The organism is Cellulomonas sp. JZ18, from assembly GCF_009720485.1.
In the GTDB taxonomy this organism is placed as follows: Bacteria; Actinomycetota; Actinomycetes; order Actinomycetales; family Cellulomonadaceae; genus Cellulomonas.
Map to the genome: position 1 here is coordinate 461,295 of NZ_CP045245.1, position 22,453 is coordinate 483,747.

At 75.1% G+C, this 22,453-nt stretch carries 17 protein-coding genes; 8 read left to right on the plus strand and 9 right to left on the minus strand.

The features are described from left to right. Positions 1-41 precede the first annotated feature (41 nt). From GC089_RS02130 to GC089_RS02160, 7 genes are read right to left on the minus strand one after another with little or no spacing between them, the layout of a single operon-like run. On the minus strand, positions 42-1,097 hold the full coding sequence (locus GC089_RS02130) for a hypothetical protein (protein WP_155376286.1): 1,056 nt from the start codon (positions 1,095-1,097) through the stop codon (positions 42-44). After that, entirely contained in the window at positions 1,094-2,161 is a 1,068-nt protein-coding gene (locus GC089_RS02135; protein WP_155376287.1) for a hypothetical protein, read from the minus strand. The genes GC089_RS02130 and GC089_RS02135 overlap by 4 nt, the downstream gene beginning before the upstream one ends. Then, positions 2,158-3,189 (minus strand): VWA domain-containing protein, encoded by a 1,032-nt coding sequence (locus tag GC089_RS02140; protein ID WP_196250788.1) that lies wholly within the window; start codon positions 3,187-3,189, stop codon positions 2,158-2,160. Before GC089_RS02140 ends, GC089_RS02135 begins: the two co-directional genes overlap by 4 nt. Before the next feature lie 5 nt (positions 3,190-3,194). Then, a complete protein-coding gene (locus tag GC089_RS02145; RefSeq protein WP_155376289.1) occupies positions 3,195-3,692 on the minus strand; it encodes a hypothetical protein in 498 nt (165 codons plus the stop codon). Beyond that, entirely contained in the window at positions 3,679-4,644 is a 966-nt protein-coding gene (locus GC089_RS02150) for a DUF58 domain-containing protein (RefSeq protein WP_155376290.1), read from the minus strand. Before GC089_RS02150 ends, GC089_RS02145 begins: the two co-directional genes overlap by 14 nt. A 19-nt stretch (positions 4,645-4,663) precedes the next feature. Continuing rightward, entirely contained in the window at positions 4,664-5,659 is a 996-nt protein-coding gene (locus GC089_RS02155) for a MoxR family ATPase (RefSeq protein ID WP_230684998.1), read from the minus strand. An 11-nt stretch (positions 5,660-5,670) separates the two neighbouring features. After that, a complete protein-coding gene (locus tag GC089_RS02160; protein WP_155376292.1) occupies positions 5,671-6,249 on the minus strand; it encodes an alpha/beta family hydrolase in 579 nt (192 codons plus the stop codon). 394 nt (positions 6,250-6,643) lie between these two features. Here GC089_RS02160 and GC089_RS02165 point away from each other — a divergent pair, with 394 nt between their 5' ends. Both GC089_RS02165 and GC089_RS02170 read left to right on the plus strand, forming a co-directional pair. Further along, positions 6,644-7,141, plus strand: coding sequence for a thioesterase family protein (locus GC089_RS02165; protein ID WP_230684999.1), 498 nt, complete (start codon positions 6,644-6,646; stop codon positions 7,139-7,141). A gap of 61 nt (positions 7,142-7,202) precedes the next feature. Next, entirely contained in the window at positions 7,203-7,898 is a 696-nt protein-coding gene (locus tag GC089_RS02170; RefSeq protein WP_155376293.1) for a DUF1275 family protein, read from the plus strand. A gap of 54 nt (positions 7,899-7,952) precedes the next feature. On the opposite strand, the gene GC089_RS02175 is transcribed toward GC089_RS02170, so the two are convergent. Further along, positions 7,953-8,435 carry a PPOX class F420-dependent oxidoreductase gene (locus GC089_RS02175; RefSeq protein ID WP_155376294.1) on the minus strand — a complete coding sequence of 161 codons (483 nt, stop codon included), beginning with the start codon at positions 8,433-8,435 and terminating at the stop codon, positions 7,953-7,955. Between the two features lie 166 nt (positions 8,436-8,601). Here GC089_RS02175 and GC089_RS02180 point away from each other — a divergent pair, with 166 nt between their 5' ends. The 6 genes from GC089_RS02180 to GC089_RS02205 all read left to right on the plus strand — a co-directional run bounded on the left by GC089_RS02180 (position 8,602) and on the right by GC089_RS02205 (position 20,617). Next, positions 8,602-11,181, plus strand: coding sequence for an ATP-dependent Clp protease ATP-binding subunit (locus GC089_RS02180; RefSeq protein WP_155376295.1), 2,580 nt, complete (start codon positions 8,602-8,604; stop codon positions 11,179-11,181). Between the two features lie 129 nt (positions 11,182-11,310). Further along, positions 11,311-11,853: an isopentenyl-diphosphate Delta-isomerase gene (gene idi / locus GC089_RS02185; protein WP_155376296.1), complete on the plus strand. Its 543-nt coding sequence runs from the start codon at positions 11,311-11,313 to the stop codon at positions 11,851-11,853. A gap of 737 nt (positions 11,854-12,590) precedes the next feature. After that, entirely contained in the window at positions 12,591-13,370 is a 780-nt protein-coding gene (locus GC089_RS02190) for a phosphotransferase (protein ID WP_230685000.1), read from the plus strand. A 320-nt stretch (positions 13,371-13,690) separates the two neighbouring features. Further along, entirely contained in the window at positions 13,691-19,006 is a 5,316-nt protein-coding gene (locus GC089_RS19720; protein ID WP_304515654.1) for a fibronectin type III domain-containing protein, read from the plus strand. Between the two features lie 460 nt (positions 19,007-19,466). After that, positions 19,467-19,778 carry a helix-turn-helix transcriptional regulator gene (locus GC089_RS02200; RefSeq protein WP_155376297.1) on the plus strand — a complete coding sequence of 104 codons (312 nt, stop codon included), beginning with the start codon at positions 19,467-19,469 and terminating at the stop codon, positions 19,776-19,778. A gap of 209 nt (positions 19,779-19,987) precedes the next feature. Next, the gene (locus GC089_RS02205; protein ID WP_155376298.1) at positions 19,988-20,617 is read left to right on the plus strand and encodes a hypothetical protein; all 630 of its coding nucleotides are present in this window, start codon (positions 19,988-19,990) and stop codon (positions 20,615-20,617) included. Between the two features lie 130 nt (positions 20,618-20,747). On the opposite strand, the gene GC089_RS02210 is transcribed toward GC089_RS02205, so the two are convergent. Beyond that, positions 20,748-22,373, minus strand: coding sequence for a methyl-accepting chemotaxis protein (locus GC089_RS02210; RefSeq protein WP_155376299.1), 1,626 nt, complete (start codon positions 22,371-22,373; stop codon positions 20,748-20,750). Positions 22,374-22,453: the final 80 nt, after the last annotated feature.

The window sequence follows — 22,453 nt, forward strand, 5'->3', positions numbered from 1 at the left end:
GACGGGGGCGGGGGTGGGACCGGTCACCCGTCGAGCATGCCTCACCAGCGGCGGCCGCCCGGCGCCGTGCCGCCCTGCCCGGGTTCGGTGCCGCCGCCCGTCGAGCCGTCACCGGGCGCGTCGCCGGGGCCCGGGTCCGCCCCGGCGCCGCCGCCGTTCGCCTGCTCGTTGCGCTCGGCGAGCTCCGCCTGCCGCTGGGCCTCCGCGTCCTGCGGGGCGGGGGCGGGGTCGGTGCCGGAGCCCGGCGCGGGGGACGGCGTCGACGTGCCCTGCTCGGCGGCGGTGGCCGCCTCGCCGACGTCCTGCGCCAGCTCGCCGAGCTCGCGCACCTGCTGCTGCGCCTGCTCCCGGGCCTCGTCGCGGGCGTCCTGGGCGTCCTCACCGCCGCCACCGCCACCACCACCGCCGGCCGACGGCGGGGGCGTGCACGCCGGGTCCGCGAGCGCCTCGATGCGCAGGGCGGCCTGGTCCGCGGCGCTGTCGAGGAGGTACTGCGCCCAGCGCAGCTCCTCGACGTACGGGTCGGCGTCGTCGTACGGCGGCTCCACGAGCTCCTCGTCGTACGGTTCCCCGGCGTCGCGCGCGACCTGCGCCGCCAGGATCTCCTCGGCCTTCTCGAGCGAGTCCTGCGCGCTGCGGACCAGGTGCGCCTGCTCGCCCTCCAGGGCGAGCGCGCGGTTCGTCTGCACCGCGCACCGGTGCGCGTCCGGCACGCCGACGAGCGCCTGGTCGAGCGCGTCGAGCGCCCGGGCGGTGCGGTCCTGGCGCAGGTACGCGGTGCCCGCGTTGAAGTCGGCCTTCCACTGCTCGACGGGGACGACCGAGCGCTGCCGGTCGAACACGTCGATCGCGTCCTGGTCCCGGCGCGCGTCCCAGGCGGCGCGGCCCTGCGCGTAGACGACGTTCACGACGAGCAGGTGCGTGGCGAACCCGAGCACGACCGCCGCGGGCAGCCAGGACCACCGCAGCAGGCGGCGCCGGCGGCGAACGTGCGGCGGCTCGGCGGCGCGGGCCGCGCGGCGGGCGGCGGCCTCCGCCGCCCGGCGCTGGCTGCGCGTGCGCGCGACGGGGGTGCGGACGCGGTGGTGCTGGCTCACGCGGACCTCCGGCGGCTCGACGCGCGCGCCCACGTCCACGCCTCCGCCGCGAGCAGCAGGGCGGCAGCCAGCGCGAACAACCACACGACGTCCCGTGTGCCCGTGACGTCCCGGCGGCCGTCGGCCGCGACCGTGGCCGCGTCGACGTCCGCGACGAGGTGGGCCGTCGGCGTCGGCCCGGTGCGGTGCACGTACGGCACCCCGAGCTGGTCGGCGACCGCCCGCAGGCCGTCCTCGTCGATGCGCGAGACCGCGTCGCCGCCGGCCGGGTCGGCGATGTAGGGAGGGTCGGGGTCGACCGTGCCGTCGTACGACCGCATCCGCGCGCCCGCGGCCGTGCCGTACCCGAGGACCGCGCCGCCGTCGACGAGCGGCGCGACGTCGGCGAACGACGCCGCCGTGCCCTCGCCGGTCTGCTCGCCGTCGGAGAGGTAGAACACGAGGCGCACCATCCCGGGGTCGCGCTCGGCGGCGTCCTCCAGCGAGCGACGCAGCACGTCCAGCGGGCGGTCGCGCAGCGTGCCCGCGGACGACGCGGTGACCTCCTGGGTCACGGTCTGCGCCCAGGCACGCACCGCGTTCACGTCGGCCGTCAGGGGCAGCTGCGTGCCGGCCTGGTCGGCGAAGCCGATGACGGCGAACGACCCGCCGGACAGGTCGGTGGCGAGCGAGACGACGTCGTGCCGGACCCCGTCGAGGCGGCGGACCGTCGGCTCGGGCGGCAGGCCCGGCTGGCGCGGCGCCGGGTCGCCCGGGCCCCAGTCCTCGGCGGCCATCGACCCGGTGCGGTCCACGACGAACCACGCCTGCACGCCGGTGCGCGCCCCGCCGGGCTGGGTCGTCGTCACGGCCGGGGTCAGCGCCACGACCGCGAGCAGGACGACGAGCAGCGCGCGCCGCGCCCACGTCCACGGCCCGGCCCGCAGGGCGCCGTCCCGCACGACGCGCACCCGTCCGCCGTCCCGTGCGACCCGCAGACCCAGCGCCTGCACCAGGCACAGCAGCAGCACGGGCGCCGCGGTCGCCACGACCACGCCCACCGGCACCACCGTCCGCCACGTCATGCGCGCACCCGCCAGGCCAGGACGAGCGCCGCCAGGCCGGCGACGTACAGCAGGACGACCCACGGGTCGGAGTCGTCGACGACGAGCCGCTCGGGGTCCGCGTCCATCGCGACGAGCTCGGCGGCCTGCACCTGCGCGAGGATCGCCGGCACCGCGGACGGGTCGGACGCCTGCGCGAACACGCCGCCGGTGCCCTCGACGGCCAGGCGCATGCGCGCACGCGGGCCGGAGGGACCCGTCGCGTCGTCGCGGTCGGGGTAGAGGCCGTGCACGACGCCGCCGCGCTCCGCGGTCAGCGCAGCCGCCCCCTCGAGCGTGTAGACCGGGCTGCCCCACGGCTCGTTGTCGGTCGCGAGCACGACGGACCGCGACCGCTCGGTGTCGAACTGGTCGAAGAGCAGCGCGCACGTGGCCAGCCCGTCGCCGATGAGCGACGCCTGCCCCTCCAGGCCCTCGGTGCCCCGGAAGAAGGCCTCGACGTCGTCCGCGTCGCCCTCGCGCTCGAGCACGCGCCGCGCCTCGCGCAGCTGCTCGCGGACCAGGTCGTAGTCGTCCGTGAGGGGGAAGACCGTGCGCGACGTCGAGTCGAACAGCGACAGCGCGACGCGCTCGCCCTCGAACTCGTCGACGAGCCGCTCGAAGGTCGCCACCACCGCGGCGTCGTACTCGACCATCGAGCCGGAGACGTCCAGGCAGAGCACGATGTCGCGGTTCGCGAGCTCACGCGTGCGCTCCTCGACGACGACGGGCCGCGCGACGAGCACCGCCGCCGCGAACGTCGCCGCCCCCACGGCGAGCACGAGGGCGACGCGCAGCGCGTGGTACCGCAGGCGCCACCAGCGCAGCGCGGGCACGTGCCGCAGCTCCGCGGTGTTCGCGACCCACACCGTCGCCCGGCCGCGGCTGCGCCACAGCAGACCCGCGACGAGCGCGGCGGCCGCGAGCCCGACCAGCGCGGGGACGGTCCACGCCGTCGTCAGCGTCGTCGCCGCGTCCGTCACCACGCCCGGCAGCGCGCCTGTCACCACGCCCGTCACCACGTCCGCACCAGCTTCCGCGCCTCGCGCAGCGACGTGCGCACCTGGGCGCGGGTGCGCGCGGCGAACGCCGGCCGCGACGACTGCTCCAGCGCCCCCGCGAGGCGGCGCAGCCGGCGGTCCCCGCGCGCGTCGGACGCCGTCACGGTCGCGGTCGGCACGCCCGTGCGCGCCGCCGCGAACTCGCGCACCACGTACCGCAGCTCCAGGTGCGCGCCGCGCGTGTCCAGGTCCCCGGCCGCGTACCGGTCCTCGACGGCCTGCAGGCGCGCCAGCGCGGCGTCGCGCGCCGCCGCGTACGGGTCGGGGCGGGCCGTCACCGTCGCCGCGGCCGCGTCGGCCGCGGCCGCCGGCGGTGGCGACCCGGCGGCCGGTCCGCGCGTCGAGCGCAGCACCCACCAGAACCAGGCGACGACGCCCGCGACGAGCAGCGCGCCGACCAGCGGCCACCACCAGCCGTACGCCATCGGCTCGACGAGCTCACCCGCGGGCACGGCGGGCCCTCCCCAGCAGCGCGGACATCTCGTCCAGCACGTCGTGCGTCGACTCCACCGTGACGGCCTCGACGCCCACCCGACGCAGCCGGGCGCGGACGGCCGCGTGCCGCTCCACCCGGGCCTGCGCCACCGCCTCCTGCACGCGGCGGCGGCCGCGCAGGTACGCGGGCAGGGTCCAGCCGCTCACCACGTCGCGGACCGCGCGCACCGCACGGGGCGCGTGCACGGGCCGGCCGCGCTCGCGGGCGTCCGACGCCCCCGCCACCGTCCCGGGCGCCGCCCCGAGGCCCGGGCCGAACAGGTCGGCGTCCGCGACCTGCACGACCAGCACCTCGTGGCGCGTCCGCACCCGGGCGAGCGCGCGCGCGTCGGCCTCCGTCGGGCGGGCCTCGTCGGTGACGACGACGACGAGCGAGCGCCGCGCCGTGCGCCGCAGCACCCGGTCGAGCAGGCGCGCCAGGTCGCCCTCGGGGGCCGCCGGGTCGAACGTGCGCTCGACGCGGCGCAGCAGCACCTCCAGGTGCGTGGAGCCCGCGCGCGGCGGCAGCTCCAGGACCCGGCCCGCGTCCCCGGCGACCAGCCCCACGCGGTCCCCGCGGCGGTGCGACAGGTGCGCGACGACGTCCGCGACGAGCTGCGCGACGACGTCCTTGCGCTCCCCGCCCGCCGCGGTGGCGGTCATGTGCCGCCCGGTGTCGACCACGAGCACGACCGACAGGTTCGACGTCGCCACGTACCGCTTGACCACCGGCTGCGCGGACCGCGCCGACGCCCGCCAGTCGATGTCGCCGACGTCGTCCCCGGGCGTGTACGCGTGCAGGTCGTCGACCTCGTCGCCGTGGCCCTTCCACACCGCGCGGTGGCGTCCCTCGAGGAGCCCGGTGGCGCGGCGCACCGTGGGCAGGTCGAGGCGCGCGCGCACGAGCGCGAGGCGGGAGCGGTGCGGCATGGGTCGCGGGGTGCTCGGGTCAGGGCACGGGGACCGCGGCGAACACGGCGTCGACGATCGACTCCGGGCTCACGTCGTCGGCCAGCGCGTCGAACGTGCGGACCACGCGGTGGCGCAGCACGGCGTGCCGCAGCGCCCGGACGTCGTCCGGGGTGACGTGGGAGCGGCCGTCCCGCAGCGCCACGGCCTGCGCCACGCGCATGAGCGAGATCGAGCCGCGCGGGCTCGCGCCCATCCGCACCAGGCGGTCGTGCCCCGGCACCTGCACCGGGCCGCGGCCGCGGGTGGTGGCGACCAGGTCGACGACGTACCGGCGGATCGAGGCGTCGACGTACACCTGGTCGACCGCCTCCTGCAGCCAGCGCACCTCGTCGAGGGTCAGCCGCGGCGCGTCGAGCGGGCGTGCCATGCGCCCGTCGGAGATGCGCTCGAGGATCTCGACCTCCTCCGCCGGGTCGGGGTAGTCGAGCACCTCCTTGAGCAGGAACCGGTCCATCTGCGCCTCGGGGAGGACGTGCGTGCCCTCCTCCTCGATGGGGTTCTGCGTCGCGAGCACCATGAACGGCTGCGGCAGACGGTGCACCTCGCCCGCGATGGTCGTCTGCTTCTCCTGCATCGCCTCGAGCATCGCCGACTGCGTCTTCGCGCTGGACCGGTTGATCTCGTCGAGCAGGACGACGTTCGCGTGCACCGGCCCGAGCTGGGTCGTGAACTGCCCGGTCCCGTAGTGGAAGACCTGCGTGCCCACGATGTCCGACGGCATGAGGTCGGGCGTGCACTGGATGCGGTGGAACGACCCCGACACGGCGTGCGCGAGCGTCTGCGCCGCCGTCGTCTTCGCCAGGCCCGGCACGGACTCGAGCAGGATGTGCCCGCCGCACATGAGCGCGACGACGAGCGACGTCCGCAGCCCCTCCTGCCCGACGACGCGCTGGTCGAAGACGCGTTCGATGCGCTCGGTCAGCGCGACGGCGCGCTGCAGGTCACGGGAGCCGAGGGTGTCGCGGGGGGGCACGGGCGGCGAGGCTACCCGGCGGACGGCCACCAGAGGCGCAGCGCTGCCCGGACGGCCGTGTCGGCGGGGGAGTGCGTCCCCCGGACGAGTGCCAGCGTCCACGGACCGCCGAGCGCGGCCAGGTAGGTGGTCAGCTCGTCGGGGGTGCCGAAGGGGTCGCGGTCGCCGCTCACCGCGAGCACCGGCACGGTGACGTCCGGCAGGTGCGCAATGCGCAGCCGCTCCGGCTGCCCCGGCGGGTGCAGCGGGTACGACAGGAGCAGCAGCCCGGCCGCGGCCAGCCCCTCCGCGACGGCCACCGACGCCATGCGCCCGCCGAACGACCGCCCCCCGACGACGAGCCGGTCCGTGCCCACGCCGAGCTCGTCCGCGAACGCCTCCGCCTCGTCCCGCACGCGCTGCACGGCGGCCTTCCCGCGCGGCAGGTCGACCCGCCGGACGGCCACGTGCGGCGACAGCGCCCGGTCCAGCGCGACGAGGCTCGGGTTCTCCCGCGTCGCGCTCGCCCCGGGCGCGAGGAGCACGCCCGCGACGTCGGCGGGCGCGTCGCCGTGGTGGACGACGCGGACGTCGGGTGCTGCGCTCGTCATCCCCCGACCCTCCCACCCCGCCCTGCCCTCTCGTCCACCTGCACGTCGGGCTGCCCACGCTCCGCTCCACCCTGACCCCGCCCGCCCCGCTCCGACCCCCGCCCGCCGAGTTCGGCACTCCCATGCCGACTTCGGCAGGTTCAGGTCGCGAACTGGGCAGGGAACCACCGAACTCGGCGGTGGGGGCGGCGCGGGAGAGGGTCCGTCGGCGCTCGACCGCGGTCTCCCGCACCTCCGCCGCGTCTCCGGTCCACAGTCCCCGCCGAGTCCGGCACTCGGGTGCCGACTTCGGCAGCTTCAGGTCGCGAACTGGGCGCGGAACCACCGAACTCGGCGATGGGAGGGCGGACTGGTGGGAGGTCGGGGGGTGGTTACTGGTCGGTACCGTGGGGGTGTGGGTGGAGACGGCGGGGCGGGTGCGGACGCGGCGGGTGCGCAGCGGGCTGTCGGCGAGGTGCGCGGACGCGTCGTCATGCAGGTGCGCTGGTCGGACGTCGACCTGTTCGGGCACGTCAACAACGCCGCCTTCCTGCGGTACCTCGACGACGCGCGGTTCACGCTGTTCCCCCGCATGGGCGTCGACGAGGCCGGGGCGATGACCGCGTCGCTGCTGGTCGTCGTCAAGCACGAGATCGACTACGTCGCGCCGATCCGGTTCCGCCTCGCCCCCGTCGTCGTCGAGGTGTGGGTGCCGCGGCTCGGCCGCTCGTCGGTGGACTTCGCGTACGAGGTGCTCGACGGGGACGGGCCCGGCGCCGGCGTCGCCCTGCGCGCGCGCTCGCGGATGGTGCAGCTCGACCGCGCCAGCCACAGCCCGCGCCCCTTCACCGACGAGGAGCGCGCCACGTTCGCCGCCTACCCCGGCCCCGAGCCGGTGCTGCGCGGCTGGTGACGCCCGGGCGTGACGCACGCCGCACGTCGCGCTTTGCCGTCGCCCCCCGCGGCCGAGGACCATGGCGCGAGTGACGACCGCGCGCCTGCACCTCGTGCTCATGCTGGCCCTGACCTTCACCACGGGGATCATCGACGCCGTCGGCTACCTCGGCCTCGACCGCGTCTTCACCGCCAACATGACGGGCAACGTCGTCATCCTCGGCATGGCGCTCGCCGGCGCCGACGACCTGCCGGTGGCCGGCCCGCTCGTCGCGCTGGCGGGCTTCATGCTCGGTGCCGCGATCGGGGGCCGCGTCCTGCGCCGTGCCGCACAGGGCTGGAGCCACCTGTCGACCACGACGTTCGGCACGACCGGCGTCCTGGCCGTGCTGCTCGGCGTCGCCTCGATCGTGGCGCACCCCGAGGAGGGCACGGTCTGGGGCCTCGCCGTCACGACGCTCCTCGCCGTCGCGATGGGCCTGCAGGCCGCCGCCGCGCGCCGGCTCGCGGTCAAGGACGTCACGACCGTCGTCGTCACCTCGACCCTCACGGGCCTGGCCGCCGACTCCCGGCTCGCGGGCGGCACGGGCGACAGCTGGGCGCGCCGCCTGCTCGCGGTCGTGCTCATCCTCGCCGGAGCCGGCGTCGGGGCGCTGCTGCTGCGGGTGGGCGAGGCCGGCGTCGGGGTCGGGATGATCGTCGCGGGCGCGCTCGCGCTCGTCGTCGCCGTGATCGGCCACGCGCGTCGCGAGCGCGAGACCGCCGCGACCGCCTGACCGGGGCGAGCCGCCGGACCGCGGCGACCGCCCGGCCCCGACGGGGCCGCCGGGTCAGGCGCCGGCGTCCAGGCGGGCCGCGACGTCCGCGGGGAAGCCGCCCGTCGCGACCGGGCTCCAGCGCTCGGGCGTGACGCGGATCAGGCTCTTGCCCTGCAGGCGCATCGCCGCGCGGTACTCGTCCCAGTCGGGGTGCTCGCCGGCGATGCAGCGGTAGTAGTCGACCAGCGCGTCCTCGGCCTCGGGCATGTGCAGGACCTCGGCGGTGCCGTCCACCTGCACCCAGGCGCCGTTCCAGTCGTCCGACAGCACGCACACCGAGACGCGGGGGTCGCGCTCGGCGTTGCGGGTCTTGGCGCGGCCCGGGTACGTGGAGACCACGATGCGCCCCTGCTCGTCGACGCCGCCGCTCACGGGGGAGACCTGCGGGCGCCCGTCGGCGCGGGTGGTGACGAGCAGCATGTGGTGGCGCGGGCGCACGAAGTCCAGCAGGCCGGGCAGGTCGACGGTCGTGGCCGTGGCGATCGAACGGGGCATGGCACCGACGCTACGCGCCGGGCGGGCGTGTCGTATCCGCCTGCGGCGAACACGGGACGTCCGGCGGGTACCCCGCCGTTAGCATCGAAACACGCCGTCTCGTCGGCACCGTGCGCACCCCCTGACGCGCGGTCCTGGCGGGGCACGCCGCTCGTGAGGAGTGCACATGTTCGAGAGATTCACCGACCGAGCCCGCCGCGTGGTCGTCCTCGCCCAGGAAGAGGCGCGGATGCTCAACCACAACTACATCGGCACCGAGCACATCCTCCTGGGTCTCATCCACGAGGGTGAGGGCGTCGCGGCCAAGGCCCTGGAGTCGCTCGGCATCTCGCTCGAGGCGGTCCGCGCGCAGGTCCAGGAGATCATCGGCGAGGGCCAGCAGGCGCCGTCGGGGCACATTCCCTTCACGCCGCGCGCGAAGAAGGTCCTGGAGCTGTCGCTGCGCGAGGCGCTGCAGCTCGGCCACAACTACATCGGCACCGAGCACATCCTGCTCGGCCTCATCCGTGAGGGCGAGGGCGTCGCCGCCCAGGTCCTCAACAAGCTCGGCGCGGACCTCAACCGCGTCCGCCAGCAGGTCATCCAGCTCGTCTCCGGCTACCAGGGCAAGGAGCCGGTCGCCTCGGGCGGCCCGGCCGAGGGCCAGCCGTCCGGCTCGGCCGTGCTCGACCAGTTCGGGCGCAACCTCACGCAGGCCGCGCGCGACGGCAAGCTCGACCCGGTCATCGGGCGCGAGAAGGAGATCGAGCGGGTCATGCAGGTGCTGTCCCGCCGCACCAAGAACAACCCGGTCCTCATCGGCGAGCCCGGCGTCGGCAAGACCGCCGTCGTCGAGGGGCTCGCGCAGGACATCGTCCGCGGCGACGTGCCGGAGACGCTCAAGGACAAGCAGCTCTACACGCTGGACCTGGGCGCCCTGGTCGCGGGCAGCCGCTACCGCGGTGACTTCGAGGAGCGCCTGAAGAAGGTGCTCAAGGAGATCCGCACCCGCGGCGACATCATCCTGTTCATCGACGAGATCCACACGCTCGTCGGTGCGGGTGCCGCCGAGGGTGCGATCGACGCCGCGTCGATCCTCAAGCCCATGCTGGCCCGCGGCGAGCTGCAGACCATCGGCGCCACGACGCTCGACGAGTACCGCAAGTACGTCGAGAAGGACCCGGCCCTGGAGCGCCGCTTCCAGCCGATCCAGGTCTCGGAGCCGAACCTCCAGCACGCCATCGAGATCCTCAAGGGCCTGCGCGACCGGTACGAGGCGCACCACCGCGTGTCCATCACGGACGCCGCGCTGGTCGCCGCCGCGACGCTGGCCGACCGGTACGTCAACGACCGCTACCTGCCGGACAAGGCGATCGACCTGGTCGACGAGGCCGGCGCGCGCCTGCGCATCCGTCGCATGACGGCTCCGCCGGAGCTGCGCGAGCTCGACGAGCAGATCGCCGAGACGCGCCGCGACAAGGAGTCCGCGATCGACGAGCAGGACTTCGAGAAGGCCGCGCGCCTGCGCGACCAGGAGAAGCAGCTCGGGCTCAAGCGGGTCGAGAAGGAGAAGGCCTGGAAGAACGGCGACCTGGACGCCGTCGCCGAGGTCGACGAGGAGCTCATCGCCGAGGTGCTGGCCAACGCCACGGGCATCCCGGTGTTCAAGCTCACCGAGGAGGAGTCCAGCCGCCTGCTCCACATGGAGGACAACCTGCACAAGCGGGTCGTCGGCCAGGACGCCGCCATCAAGGCGCTGTCGCAGGCCATCCGGCGCACGCGTGCGGGCCTCAAGGACCCGAAGCGCCCCGGTGGGTCGTTCATCTTCGCCGGCCCCACGGGTGTCGGGAAGACCGAGCTCGCCAAGGCGCTCGCCGAGTTCCTCTTCGGGGACGAGGACGCGCTGATCCAGCTCGACATGTCGGAGTTCTCCGAGAAGCACACCGTCTCGCGCCTGTTCGGCTCGCCCCCCGGGTACGTCGGGTACGACGAGGGCGGTCAGCTCACGGAGAAGGTGCGTCGCAAGCCGTTCTCGGTCGTCCTCTTCGACGAGGTCGAGAAGGCCCACGCGGACATCTTCAACTCGCTGCTGCAGATCCTCGAGGACGGTCGCCTGACCGACTCGCAGGGCCGGGTGGTCGACTTCAAGAACACCGTCATCATCATGACCACGAACCTCGGCACGCGGGACATCGCCAAGGGCGTCCAGACCGGCTTCCAGGCCGGCGGCGACCTGTCGACGTCGTACGAGCGCATGAAGGCGAAGGTCAACGACGAGCTCAAGACGCACTTCCGTCCGGAGTTCCTCAACCGCGTCGACGACGTGGTCGTCTTCCCGCAGCTCTCGCAGCCGGAGATCTTCCAGATCGTCGACCTGATGATCGCGAAGCTCGACAAGCGCCTGCGCGACAAGGACATGGGCATCGAGCTCACCGACGCGGCCAAGCGCCTGCTGTCGGAGAAGGGCTACGACCCGGTCCTCGGTGCGCGGCCGCTGCGCCGGGCGATCCAGCGGGAGATCGAGGACGTCCTGTCCGAGAAGATCCTGTTCGGCGACCTCAAGTCCGGCGAGCAGGTCATCGTGGACGCCGAGGGCGAGGGCCTGCTCGGGGAGTTCCACTTCCGCGGCGTGCCGCGCGGCGAGCGCAGCAAGGAGCCCGTGGGCGTGGGCGCCTCGGTCGGGACCCCCGGCTCGGGCACCGACGTGCCGCCCGCACCGCCGGCGGCGAGCCGCGGCGACGGCGGGACGGGGCTCGCCCCGCTCTGACCGGTGACGCACGAGGCCCCGGCCCCGTGAGGGGGTCGGGGCCTCGTCGTGTGCGGGCAGGTCCGCGCGCGGAATGCGATGCTGGCCGCGGACCGGGACGGACCGATCGGGCCGACGGACGGAGGACGCATGGCGGAGACGGACCTCGTCGAGCTCGTCGACGAGCAGGGCACGCCCACGGGGCAGACGCAGGTCGGTGCCGCCCACCGGGCGCCCGGCCTGCTGCACCGGGCGTTCTCGGTGGTCGTCGTCGACGACGCGGGCCGCATGCTGCTCCAGCAGCGCGCCGACGCCAAGCTGCGCTTCCCGGGCCTGTGGACCAACGCGTGCTGCGGGCACCCGGCGCCCGGTGCCGACCTCGCGGCGAGCGCGGCGCGCCGCGTGCGTGAGGAGCTCGGCGTGGACCTCGTCGACGCGCACGAGGTCGGCACGTTCCGCTACCGCGCGCTCGACGCCGGCTCCGGGCACGTGGAGACGGAGTACGACCACGTGGTGGTCGGTCGGCTCGCCGGCGGTCTCGTGCCCGACCCGGCCGAGGTCGGGGCCACGCGGTGGGTGACGGCGGAGGAGGCGCACGCGCTCGTCGACGCCGGGGTCACCACGCCGTGGTTCGTCGACGTGCTGCGCGTCGTGGCGCCGCGGGCGACGGCGGGTGCGGTCGACGCCGTCTGACGACGCCCCGCGGGACACCGCACACCGACGCAGGACACCACACCGCACCGCGACGCAGGGCACCCCGCCGGGACGCGACGCGGGACACCCCGCCGGGACGCGACGCGGGACACCCCGCCGGGACGCGGCGCGGGAGACCCCGCCGGGACGCGACGCGACGCGGCCTGCACCGCCCCTCTGCTCCCTCCCGCTGCCGCCCGCCGAGCGCGAGGACGAGCAGCTCGACGGGGGCCGGCTCGGATGCCGGGCACCGGCGCGGGTGACCCCGTGATCCGGCGCGTTCCCGGCGCCATGACGCGCACGATGACGGGCTCGGCCGGGGCCCGTCTCACCGCCCGGACGCAGCGGCGCCGGTGGGGACGGCCGTCGCGGCCGTCCCCTCCGACCTGCACCGGCCTCGTCAGCGGCGCGCAGGACGGGCCGCGTCAGCGGCGGCACCGCACGGGCGCCGTCATCGGCGGCGCAGCGACGCGTCGGTGACCGCCGGTGGGTGCCGGCCCCCGTCCGCCGGGTTGCGCGTGGTGCCGGGGGGGGGGGGGACGGTCGTGCAGTGCCCCGTCGGGGGCGCGCCCCGACAGCCAGCGGCCGGCGAGCGGGCTCCACGGCAGCACGCCGAGGGCGCGCCGCGACAGCCGGATCCTGAGACGTGGTGGTCGCCGTGTCGCCGGCCGGGACCGCGCGACCCGTCGCCCGCCACCCGCACGGGAGGTGTGCGGTGCTCGGTACTCTCCCTCGTCGTGACCGAGCCCGGTGCGGGGACCAGTGCCGACGTGGTCCGCGCCCTCCTGCGCGAGCAGCACCCGGACCTGGCCGGGCTGCCGCTGCGCGAGGTCGCAGGCGGGTGGGGCAACCAGATGTGGCGGCTGGGGGACGACCTCGCCGTCCGGGTGCAGCGCATGGACGCCTCCCCGGACCTCCAGCTCAAGGAGCGCCGCTGGCTGCCCGTGCTGGCCCCGCGCCTGCCGCTCGCGGTGCCGGTCCCCGTGCGGGACGGGGCGCCGTCCGCGCTGTTCCCGAAGATCTGGACCGTCATGACGTGGGTCGCGGGCACGCCGCTGGACCACGGGGCGATCACGCGCGGGGACGACGCGGCCGACGCGCTGGCGGCCTTCCTCGCGGCGCTGCACGTGCCGGCGCCCGCCGACGCCCCCGACGGCGTGGGCTTCGGCGCGCATCCCCGGGACTGCACGGAGGGGTTCGAGCACTTCCTGGGGTCCGTGGACCTCGGGGACGTCGCGGAGGGCGACGTCCGGGCGGTGTGGGACGACGCGGTCGCGGCGCCGGCGTGGGAGGGCCCGCGCGTGTGGGTGCACGGCGACCTGCACCCCGCCAACGTCGTCGTCGCGGACGGCACGCTGGTGGGCGTCGTCGACTTCGGCGCGCTCTTCGCCGGCGACCCCGCGTGGGACCTCGCCGCCGCCTGGCTGCTGCTCCCCGCAGGCGGCGTCGACCGGTTCTTCCGGGGCTACGCGCGGGCGGACGGGGGACGGTGCGACGCGCGCGCGGGCTGGCGGTGATGAAGAGCCTGTTCCTGGTGCTCATGGGCCAGAACGGCGACCGCGGCCTGCCCGGCGGCAAGAGCGGGTGGGGGCCGGTCGGGCGGGCGGCGCTCCAGCGGGCGCTGGCGGGCGCCTGATCCTCGGGCGGCGCGTGCTCCTCCGTACGGTGAGCGTTTTCCGCAGGGTCTCGACGCGTCGTGCCGCGGCGGGGTATGAATGTCGGGACCACCCGCTTCCTCCGGATCGGTGCGCGCCACGCGGTGCGTCTTGAATCGATTCAGAACGCGGCGTGTGCGTCGATCCGCCCCCACGTTTCAACGACGAGACGACAGGTGACCATGTCCCGACCCGCACGGGCCCACGACCGGACCCGCCGCCCCCGCACCCGACCGCCCGCCGTCGCGGCCGGCGCCGCCACCGCGCTGGCGCTGCTGCTCGCCGGCGCCGTGCCGGCGCACGCCGCCACGGCGGACCCCAGCCCGCAGTCCACCACCGCCCCCGCCGAGGAGCCCGTCGGCTCCCTGCCCGCACCGCAGTCCGTCCGCATGGCGCACGTCGTGCCGGGCGCCGTGACCCTGCGCTGGGACGAGGTCGCCGGCGCCACCGGCTACGTCGTCACGCGCGCCGACGCCGTCGACGGCACGTACGCCGAGATCGCCCGCACCGGACAGCGCGAGGTCCACACGACCGACGCCGTCGACACCACCCGCACGCACTGGTACCGGGTCCGGGCGATCGGCCCCGACGGCCTCTCCGCGCCGTCGGCGGCCGCCGTGAGCAGCCTCGCGGGGGAGGGCACGGACCCCACGTTCCCCGAGAACGGCGTGCTGACGATCGACCTCGGCCCGGGCGCCCTGACCCCCGGGGCGGTCCGCGTCGACGCCACCACGGCGTACTCCGCCGAGCAGCGCATCGGCTTCGTCGACCCGTCGCAGGTGACCGGCACGGATCGCGGGGGAGACGACGCCGTGCGGTCCGACTTCGTCACCGTCGGCGACACCGAGCTCGTCGTCGACCTGCCGAACGGCGACTACACGGTGGGCCTGATCGCCGGCGACGCGCAGGAGGCGACCGACGTCGCGATCACGGTCGAGCGCATGGCGAAGGTCCAGCAGACCGCGAAGCCCGCCGGCCAGTTCCTCGAGATGCAGCTCGACGTCGCGCTCGTCGACGGCCAGCTCAACCTCGAGCTCGCCGGCACCGCCGCGAAGCTCAACCAGCTCGTGATCACCCGGCAGGCGGACCGCACGCCGGGCAGCGAGCCGACGCTCTGGGTGACCGGCGACTCGACCGTCCAGACGTACACGGCGGACTACGCGCCGCAGGCCGGCTGGGGCCAGATGATCGACCGGTACCTCTCGGACGACGTGACGGTCCAGAACAAGGCGATCGGCGGCCGGTCGGCGAAGAACTTCATCAGCCAGGGCCGCCTCGACGAGGTGCTGCGCCAGGTCCGGCCCGGCGACTACGTCGTCGCGCAGTTCGGCCACAACGACAACTCCTACGGCGTCGACGACCGGTGGGCCGCCCCGGCCGACTACCGCAACTACCTGCGGACCTTCGTCGACGGCGCCCGCCAGCGCGGCGCGACGCCGATCCTCGTGACGCCCGTGTCCCGCCGGGCGTTCGACGCCGAGACGGGGAAGTTCCACGTGTCCTTCCCCGACTACGTGGACGCGGCCGCCTCCCTCGCCGCGGAGACCCGCACCCCGCTGGTCGACCTGTCCGCGTCGAGCCGGGCGTACCTCGACGAGATCGGGCCCGAGGCGGCGAAGAGCGTCTTCCTGCACGTGCCTGCCGGGGTGTACCCGAACCGGCCGTCGGGCACGGTCGACGACACCCACTTCCAGGAGTACGGCGCGATCCAGATGGCGCGGCTCGTCGCGGCCGACCTGGCGACGCTCGACCTCCCGCTCGCGGACGAGGTCGAGGCGGCCGAGCCGCCGGCCGCCGTGCCCGCCGCACCCACCGGCGTCGTCGCCGGCAGCGTCTCGAGCTCGGGCGTGCAGCTGACGTGGGCGCCGGTCGAGGGCGCGGACGTCTACAAGGTGTTCCGCAAGGCCGCGGACGCCGGTGACGACGCCTGGACGCTCGCGGCGACGTCGACGCTGCCGCAGGTCGCCGTCACGGGTCTCGCGGAGGGCGGGTCGTACGACCTGCGCGTCGTGGCGTCCAACGGGCGCGGCGACTCGGCGCCCTCGCAGCCGGTGCGCGTCACGACGCGGGACGCGCTGTTCCGCTTCGACGTGCAGATCGCCGGCGCACCGGTCATGCCCGGGTACACCGAGGTGAACGAGCGCTCGGTCTACACGCCGGAGATCGGCTGGGGCTGGCTCGACCCGGCCGGCATGGCCGGGCGCGACCGCGGCGTGGCCTTCACGCCGCCGCCGAACGACCTGCAGCGCGACTTCCTGCTGCCCGGCCCGCAGCACACGTTCGTCGTCGACCTGCCCCGCGGCACGTACGCGGTGAAGACGCACAACGGCGACTGGATCGGCACGAGCCGCTCCAACGTCCAGCTCGAGGGGCGGGACTTCGGGGCGTCGAACGCCGGGCGCGGTGCCGTCTCGGAGAAGGTCAGCCAGCCGGTCGCCGTGACCGACGGGCAGCTGACGCTCGTCATGACCGGCTCGTCGTCGCGCCTCAACGGCGTCGAGGTGACGCCGCTGCTGCTCGCGCCGTCCGCGCTCGCGGGCGACGTGCGCGTCGAGGGGGCCGCGGTCGCGGTCGACCTGACCTGGACGGGCACCGACGACGCCGCCGGCTACCGGGTGTACCGGCAGGCGACGGGCGAGAAGGAGCCGCGTGCGGTAGGTGACGTCACGACCACGGCGTTCACGGACACCACGGCGGACCTCGGCGTCGCGTACCGGTACCACGTCGTCGCGCTCGACCCCACGGGCCTGGAGTCGGTCCCGACCGACGTCCTCGCCGTGACGACGGTGGACGAGGACGTCCCGGTGACGGACGCGCCCACGGGCGTGCACGTCGCCGCGACGGACAAGAACCTCGTGCGCCTCGCGTGGGAGCCCGTCGAGGGTGCGCTGTTCTACCACGTGTACCGCAGCGAGACGCTGGGCGGTCCGTACGCGCTCGTCGGCCGCGCCGCCGAGGCGGGGTACGACGACACGGACGTCCTCACCACCGTGCCGTACCACTACCAGGTGGCCGCGGTGAACGCGGGCGGCGAGTCGGCGCGCGCCGCGACCGTCTCCTCGGAGGCGGTCACCACGCTCGTGCGGCAGTCGGAGCGGCTGGACCGCGCGCCGGTCGCCGTCGCCACCGACGAGGGCGTCTACGTCGGCTGGCGCCTGCTGGGCCTGGACCCGCAGGACCTGCCGTTCCACGTGTACCGGGACGGCGCGCGCATCACCCGGGAACCCGTCACGGGCAGCACGAACGTGCTCGACGCCGACGGCACCGGCGACGCGACGTACCGCGTCAGCACCGTCGTCGACGGCATCGAGCGCTGGGCCACGGCCGAGTTCGGCGTGTGGGACCAGCAGCACCTCGACGTCCCGCTCGACAAGCCCGCCGACGCGTACACCAAGGACGGCCAGCCGTACTCCTACCGGGCCGGGGACGCCAGCATGGGCGACCTCGACGGCGACGGGCAGTACGAGATCGTCCTCAAGTGGGACCCGACGAACGCGCAGGACAACTCCCGCGCGGGCTACACGGGCACCGTCTACGTCGACGCGTACCGCCTCGACGGCACGCGCCTGTGGCGCGTGGACATGGGCCCGAACATCCGCGCCGGCGCCCACTACACGCAGGTGCAGGTGTACGACCTCGACGGCGACGGCCGCGCCGAGGTGGTCATGAAGACCGCCGACGGCACGGTCGACGGCGCCGGCACGGTGATCGGCGACGCCGGGGCGGACTTCCGCAACTCGTCGGGCTACGTGCTCACCGGGCCGGAGTTCCTCACGGTCTTCGACGGGGCCACCGGCGCCGCGCTCGACACCGTCGACTACACGCCGCCGCGCGGTGACGTGGGGGCGTGGGGCGACGCGTACGGCAACCGGGTCGACCGGTTCCTCGCGGGGGTCGCGTACCTGGACGGGGAGAAGCCGTCGGTGGTGTTCAGCCGCGGCTACTACACGCGCACGGTGCTGGCCGCGTACGACTGGGACGGCGCCTCGCTGACGCAGCGCTGGGTGTTCGACTCCGACGTCGTCGGGGACGAGTACGCCGGCCAGGGCAACCACAACCTGTCCGTGGCGGACGTCGACGGCGACCAGAAGGACGAGATCGTCTTCGGGTCCATGACGGTCGACGACGACGGCGAGCCGCTGTACACGACCGGGCTCGGCCACGGCGACGCGATGCACGTCTCCGACTTCGACCCGTCGCGTCCGGGGCTCGAGGTGTTCGCGGCGCACGAGTCGATGGCGTCCTCGGGCAACCGCGGTGCCACGTACCGCGACGCCGCGACCGGCGAGGTGCTGTGGTCGATCCCGGCGACGGTCGACACGGGCCGCGCCGCCATGGGCGACATCGACCCGCGCCACGACGGCGCCGAGGGCTGGGCGATCGGCACCAACCAGTGGAACGCCCGCACCGGCCAGCTGCGGTCCGCGTCGGGGGAGCTGATCTCGGAGCGCATCCCCGCGGCGAACTTCCTCACCTGGTGGGACGGCGACCTGCTGCGGGAGGTCCTCGACCACGACTGGACCGAGGAGACCCGCGAGGGCGTGCCGACCATCTCGAAGTGGGACTGGGAGACGTCGACCGAGGTGGAGGTCTACCGGGCGGAGGGGACGCTGAGCGTCAACGACACCAAGGGCAACCCCACGCTCCAGGCCGACCTGCTCGGCGACTGGCGCGAGGAGGTCGTGACGCGGCTCGAGGACTCCTCGGCGCTGCGGATCGCCACGACCGTCGACCTGACGGACCACCGCCTGCGCACGCTCACGTCCGACCCGGTGTACCGGCTCGGCGTCGCGTGGCAGAACACGTCGTACAACCAGCCGCCGCACACGTCGTACTTCCTCGGGCACGGCATGGCGACGCCGCCGGTGCCGTCCATCGCCTACACGGGCGAGGACACCGGGCCGGGCGAGCGCGTCCCCGGGCCGGCGGTCGCCGCTCCCGGCAAGGCGTCCGTGTCCCACGACAACTGGGACGGCGACGGCGCCTACCGCGTCACGGTGAACCTGTGGTGGGGGCAGAACGCCCAGCGCGTCGAGCTGCTCGAGGACGGTGTGCCGGTCGGTGCGCGGGACCTCGTCGACGCGACGCCCGCCGCGCAGTCCGCCTCGTTCGACCTCGACGGCAGGAAGGACGGCCGGTACGTCTACACCGCCGTCCTGACGAACCAGCACGGGTCGACGACGACGGCGCCGGTGACGGTCGTCGTCGACCGGGCGCGGCCCGGGACGCCCGTGCTGTCGCACGACAACTGGGACGGCGACGGGCGGTACACGGTCACCATGAACATGTGGTGGGGCACCAACGCCGCGACGTACCGGCTGTACGAGGACGGCGAGCTGGTGGACACCCAGGAGCTCACCGCGAACGGCCGGGAGGCCCAGCGCGCGGCGACCCCGCTCGCGGGGCGCGCGCCCGGACGGTACGAGTACCGCGCCGAGCTCGAGAACGCCGCCGGCGTGACCGAGAGCCGCACGATCACGGTCACCGTCCGCCGGTGACCGCCCGGGTGGGCGCCCGCCGCTGGGCGCCCACCCGGACCAGGGACGTCGCCCACCCTCCGCGACGACCCGACCCACGGACGGCCCGACCCCCTCCCGGTCGGGCCGTCCGTGCCGTCGCGGCCCGAGCGCTGTGTCCCGGACGGTGGGACGGACGACCGGTGACCCCGTCATCCGCCGCGCTGCGGCCCCGTTGACGCGTGCGATGACGGGGTCGTCCGGCGCGAGGTCCGGCATGTGGGACGTGCCCCCGGGTTGACCTGCTCGGCGACGGACTTCCAGCCCGGGACCGCAGCCCGCGAGCGGTCGGCGCCCGGCGGTCCCACCCGGTCGGTGCGGGGGTCGGCAGCGACGGCACGACAAGTCCGGTGACGGGACGTCGAGCGGTCGGCTGCGGGGTGGGCTGCACCATGGCTAGTATTTCGGTGTGTCGCGAAATAACGGAGAAGGCGAGGAGAGCGTGTTCGCCGCGTTGGCGCACCGCTCGCGCCGGGACATCCTGCGGCACCTGCGCTCACGCGACTTCGTGCGGGCGGGCGACATCGGGGACGCGCTCGGCATCGGGCCGTCCACGTTGTCGGGGCACCTGCGCATGCTCCGCGCGGCGGGTCTCGTGGAGACCCGCCGGCGCGGGACCGAGATCCAGTACCGGCTGCAGATGACCGTCCTCGACGAGGCGATCCTCCTGCTGCACGGGCTGCGTCCGGAGCGTGCCGACGCCGCGACCGGCCCGCACCCGACCGACCCGCGCGACCGACCCGCACGGGAATGACCCGCACGCGAATGACCCGCACGCGAATGACCCGCACGTCACCGACCCGCACGTCACCGACCCGCACCGCGGTGCCGGGGCGGTGCCCGACCCGCAGGGGACCGATGACCGAGCACCCGCACGCAGACCGCGCCGTAGCGCAGGACGTCCCCCCGTGGTGGCGGACCCCGTGGCCGGGGGCCGCGCTGGCCGCCGTCGCCGTCCCCGTCATGGCCGTCGCGTCCGTGCTGGCGTGGCCCGACATGGCGTCGGAGGTCGTCACGCGCGAGGCCGGTGGCCGGCACGGCGCCAGCGTCGTCCCCCGGGAGGTGTCGGCGGCCCTGCCGCCCGTCACGCTCCTCGTCCTCACCGCCCTCTTCGCGGTCGTGCCCGGGCTCGACCAGCGGCTCCTCTCGGGCACGCCGCCGGCCCAGGACCGCTCGCCCGAGCGAGCGCGCCGCGTGCTCGGCTGGACGCTCGCGGGCCTGGCGCCCGTCACGGTGGTGCTGCACCTCGGCGTGCTGGCGATGCACACGGGGGAGCCGTTCCCGCTCGACCGCGCCATGGGGGTGGCGCTCGGGCTGCTGCTCGTCGCGCTCGGCGTCGGGCTGCCCCTCGCCGCACCGGGCGGCCGCTTCTCGGGACGGGCCGAGGGGTTCCGCGCGGCGCAGGGCCCCGCCTACCGCACGGCCGGCCTCCTCCTCGTCCTGGCCGGCGCCGTGACCGCGGTCGCCGCCGGCGCGGGCGCCCCGTGGGCACCGGTGGTGGCCGTGGTCGGCACGGCGGTCGCGTTCGGCCAGGTCGTGCTGCGCGCCGGTCGCGGCGCACTGACGTCGCGCCGTCCGTCGCCCGACCGCTGAGCGCACACGACGACGGCCCCGGTGCCGGAGCACCGGGGCCGTGTCCGTCCCCCCGTGGTCGTGCCGGGGTCGCGGGCGGGGCGTGCCGGGCCGTCCGTGCGCCCGGCGCCGCCGAGCGACGCGCCGGGGGTCAGACCGTGAAGCGTCCGACGAGCTCGTCGACGCGCTGGGCGTTGCGCGCCAGCTCCTCCGCCGCGGACCGCACCTGGCTGACGCTGCCGGCCGTGGACTGCGCGTTCTGCGCGATGGAGCGGACGTTGTCGGCGATCGTCGTGACCCCGATCGCCGCCTCCGCCACGTTGCCGGCCATCGCGGACGTCGTCGCGCTCTGCTCCTCGACCGCCCCGGCGATGCTGCTCTGGTGGTCGTTGACCCGCCCGATGACCTCGGTGGTCGTGGTGATCGCTCCGACCGCGACCTCCACGTCGGCCTGGATCTGCGTGATCCGGGCGGTGATGTCACCGGTGGCCTGAGCGGTCTGGTGGGCCAGCTCCTTGACCTCGCCGGCGACCACGGCGAAGCCCTTGCCGGCCTCGCCCGCCCGCGCGGCCTCGATGGTCGCGTTGAGCGCGAGCAGGTTGGTCTGCTCCGCGATCGAGCTGATGAGCGCGACGACGCCACCGATCGCCGCCGACGACTCGCCGAGGCGGCTGATCGTCGCGTTCGCCTCGTCCGTCGTGGTGACGGCGGTCCTGCCGGCGTCGCTCGCCTGCGACGCGCTGCGGGCGATCTCGTGGATCGAGGCGCCCATCTGCTCGCTCGCCGCCGCCACCGTCTGGACGTTGGAGGAGACCTGCTCGGCCGCCGCGGCGGCGGTCGCCGCCTGCTGGGCGCCGTCCGTCGACTGGCGCGTCATCTCGGCCGCGACGGCGGCGAGCTCCTGGGCGGCGGCGGACGACGTGGAGGTGGTCTCGCCGATCTGGCGGACCAGCGTCGCGATGTTGCCCACGAACCGGTTGAAGACACGCCCCAGTGCGCCGATCTCGTCCCGGCGCGACTCGTCCACCTGCTGGGTCAGGTCGCCGTCGCCGTCGGCGATCTCCCGCAGGCGCTCGGTCAGCGCGTTGATGGGACGCGTGATGCTGCGCGTCAGGTACGTCGCGAGGACGAGGACGAGGACGACGGCGAGCAGCGTGCCGCCCAGGACGACGGCCATGGTGGTGTCGGCCGTCGCGTCCGCGGTCGCGGCGCGCTCCGTGAGCAGCGCCTCCTCGTCGGCGCGCACCGCGTCGAGCAGGCCGCGGATCTGGTCCATCACGGCCTTGCCCTCGTCCGACAGCACGATCGCCGCGGCCGCCTCGAACCCCTGCGCGGAGCGCACGTCGATCGTCCGCTGCATCTCGTCGAACTTCGCGGCGACGAGCGGCTCGAGCTGGGCCAGGCGGTCCTGCTGCACCGGGTTGTCGTCCGTCAGCTCCCGGACGGTCTGCAGGTGCTCCGTCACGGCGGTCCGTGCGTCGGTGTACGGGCCGAGGTAGTCGTCCTCACCGGTGATCAGGTACCCGCGCTGCCCGGTCTCGGCGTCCTTGAGGGCGGACAGCACCTCGTCCGTGCCGCTGAGCACCTCGTGCGTGTGGTCCACCCAGCCGCTGTTGGTGACCAGCTCCCGGGTGTTGGTGAAGGACTCGTACCCGACGAGCGTCATCAGCACCAGCACGACCGCGTAGCCGGCGGCCAGGCGGCGCCCGATGGTCCAGCGCCAGCTCCAGCGGCCGCGGGCGGCAGGGGCTGCCTCGGCGGTGCTCGCACTCGTCATCGGGGTTCTCCTTCAGTGGTCCACTCGGGTGATCACCTCTCCCATCGGTTGCACGCGTCGCCCCGTGACGGTTCCTCCGT

What these genes read in the sequence shown, in the direction of transcription:
- GC089_RS02205 (WP_155376298.1), top strand. Translation starts at nt 19,988, where the DNA reads ATGGCCGTCGCGTCCGTGCTGGCGTGGCCCGACATGGCGTCGGAGGTC.
- GC089_RS02180 (WP_155376295.1), top strand. Translation starts at nt 8,602, where the DNA reads ATGTTCGAGAGATTCACCGACCGAGCCCGCCGCGTGGTCGTCCTCGCC.
- GC089_RS02150 (WP_155376290.1), bottom strand. Translation starts at nt 4,644, where the DNA reads ATGCCGCACCGCTCCCGCCTCGCGCTCGTGCGCGCGCGCCTCGACCTG.
- GC089_RS02135 (WP_155376287.1), bottom strand. Translation starts at nt 2,161, where the DNA reads ATGACGTGGCGGACGGTGGTGCCGGTGGGCGTGGTCGTGGCGACCGCG.
- GC089_RS02170 (WP_155376293.1), top strand. Translation starts at nt 7,203, where the DNA reads ATGGCGCGAGTGACGACCGCGCGCCTGCACCTCGTGCTCATGCTGGCC.
- GC089_RS02160 (WP_155376292.1), bottom strand. Translation starts at nt 6,249, where the DNA reads ATGACGAGCGCAGCACCCGACGTCCGCGTCGTCCACCACGGCGACGCG.
- GC089_RS02210 (WP_155376299.1), bottom strand. Translation starts at nt 22,373, where the DNA reads ATGACGAGTGCGAGCACCGCCGAGGCAGCCCCTGCCGCCCGCGGCCGC.
- GC089_RS02175 (WP_155376294.1), bottom strand. Translation starts at nt 8,435, where the DNA reads ATGCCCCGTTCGATCGCCACGGCCACGACCGTCGACCTGCCCGGCCTG.
- GC089_RS19720 (WP_304515654.1), top strand. Translation starts at nt 13,691, where the DNA reads ATGTCCCGACCCGCACGGGCCCACGACCGGACCCGCCGCCCCCGCACC.
- idi (WP_155376296.1), top strand. Translation starts at nt 11,311, where the DNA reads ATGGCGGAGACGGACCTCGTCGAGCTCGTCGACGAGCAGGGCACGCCC.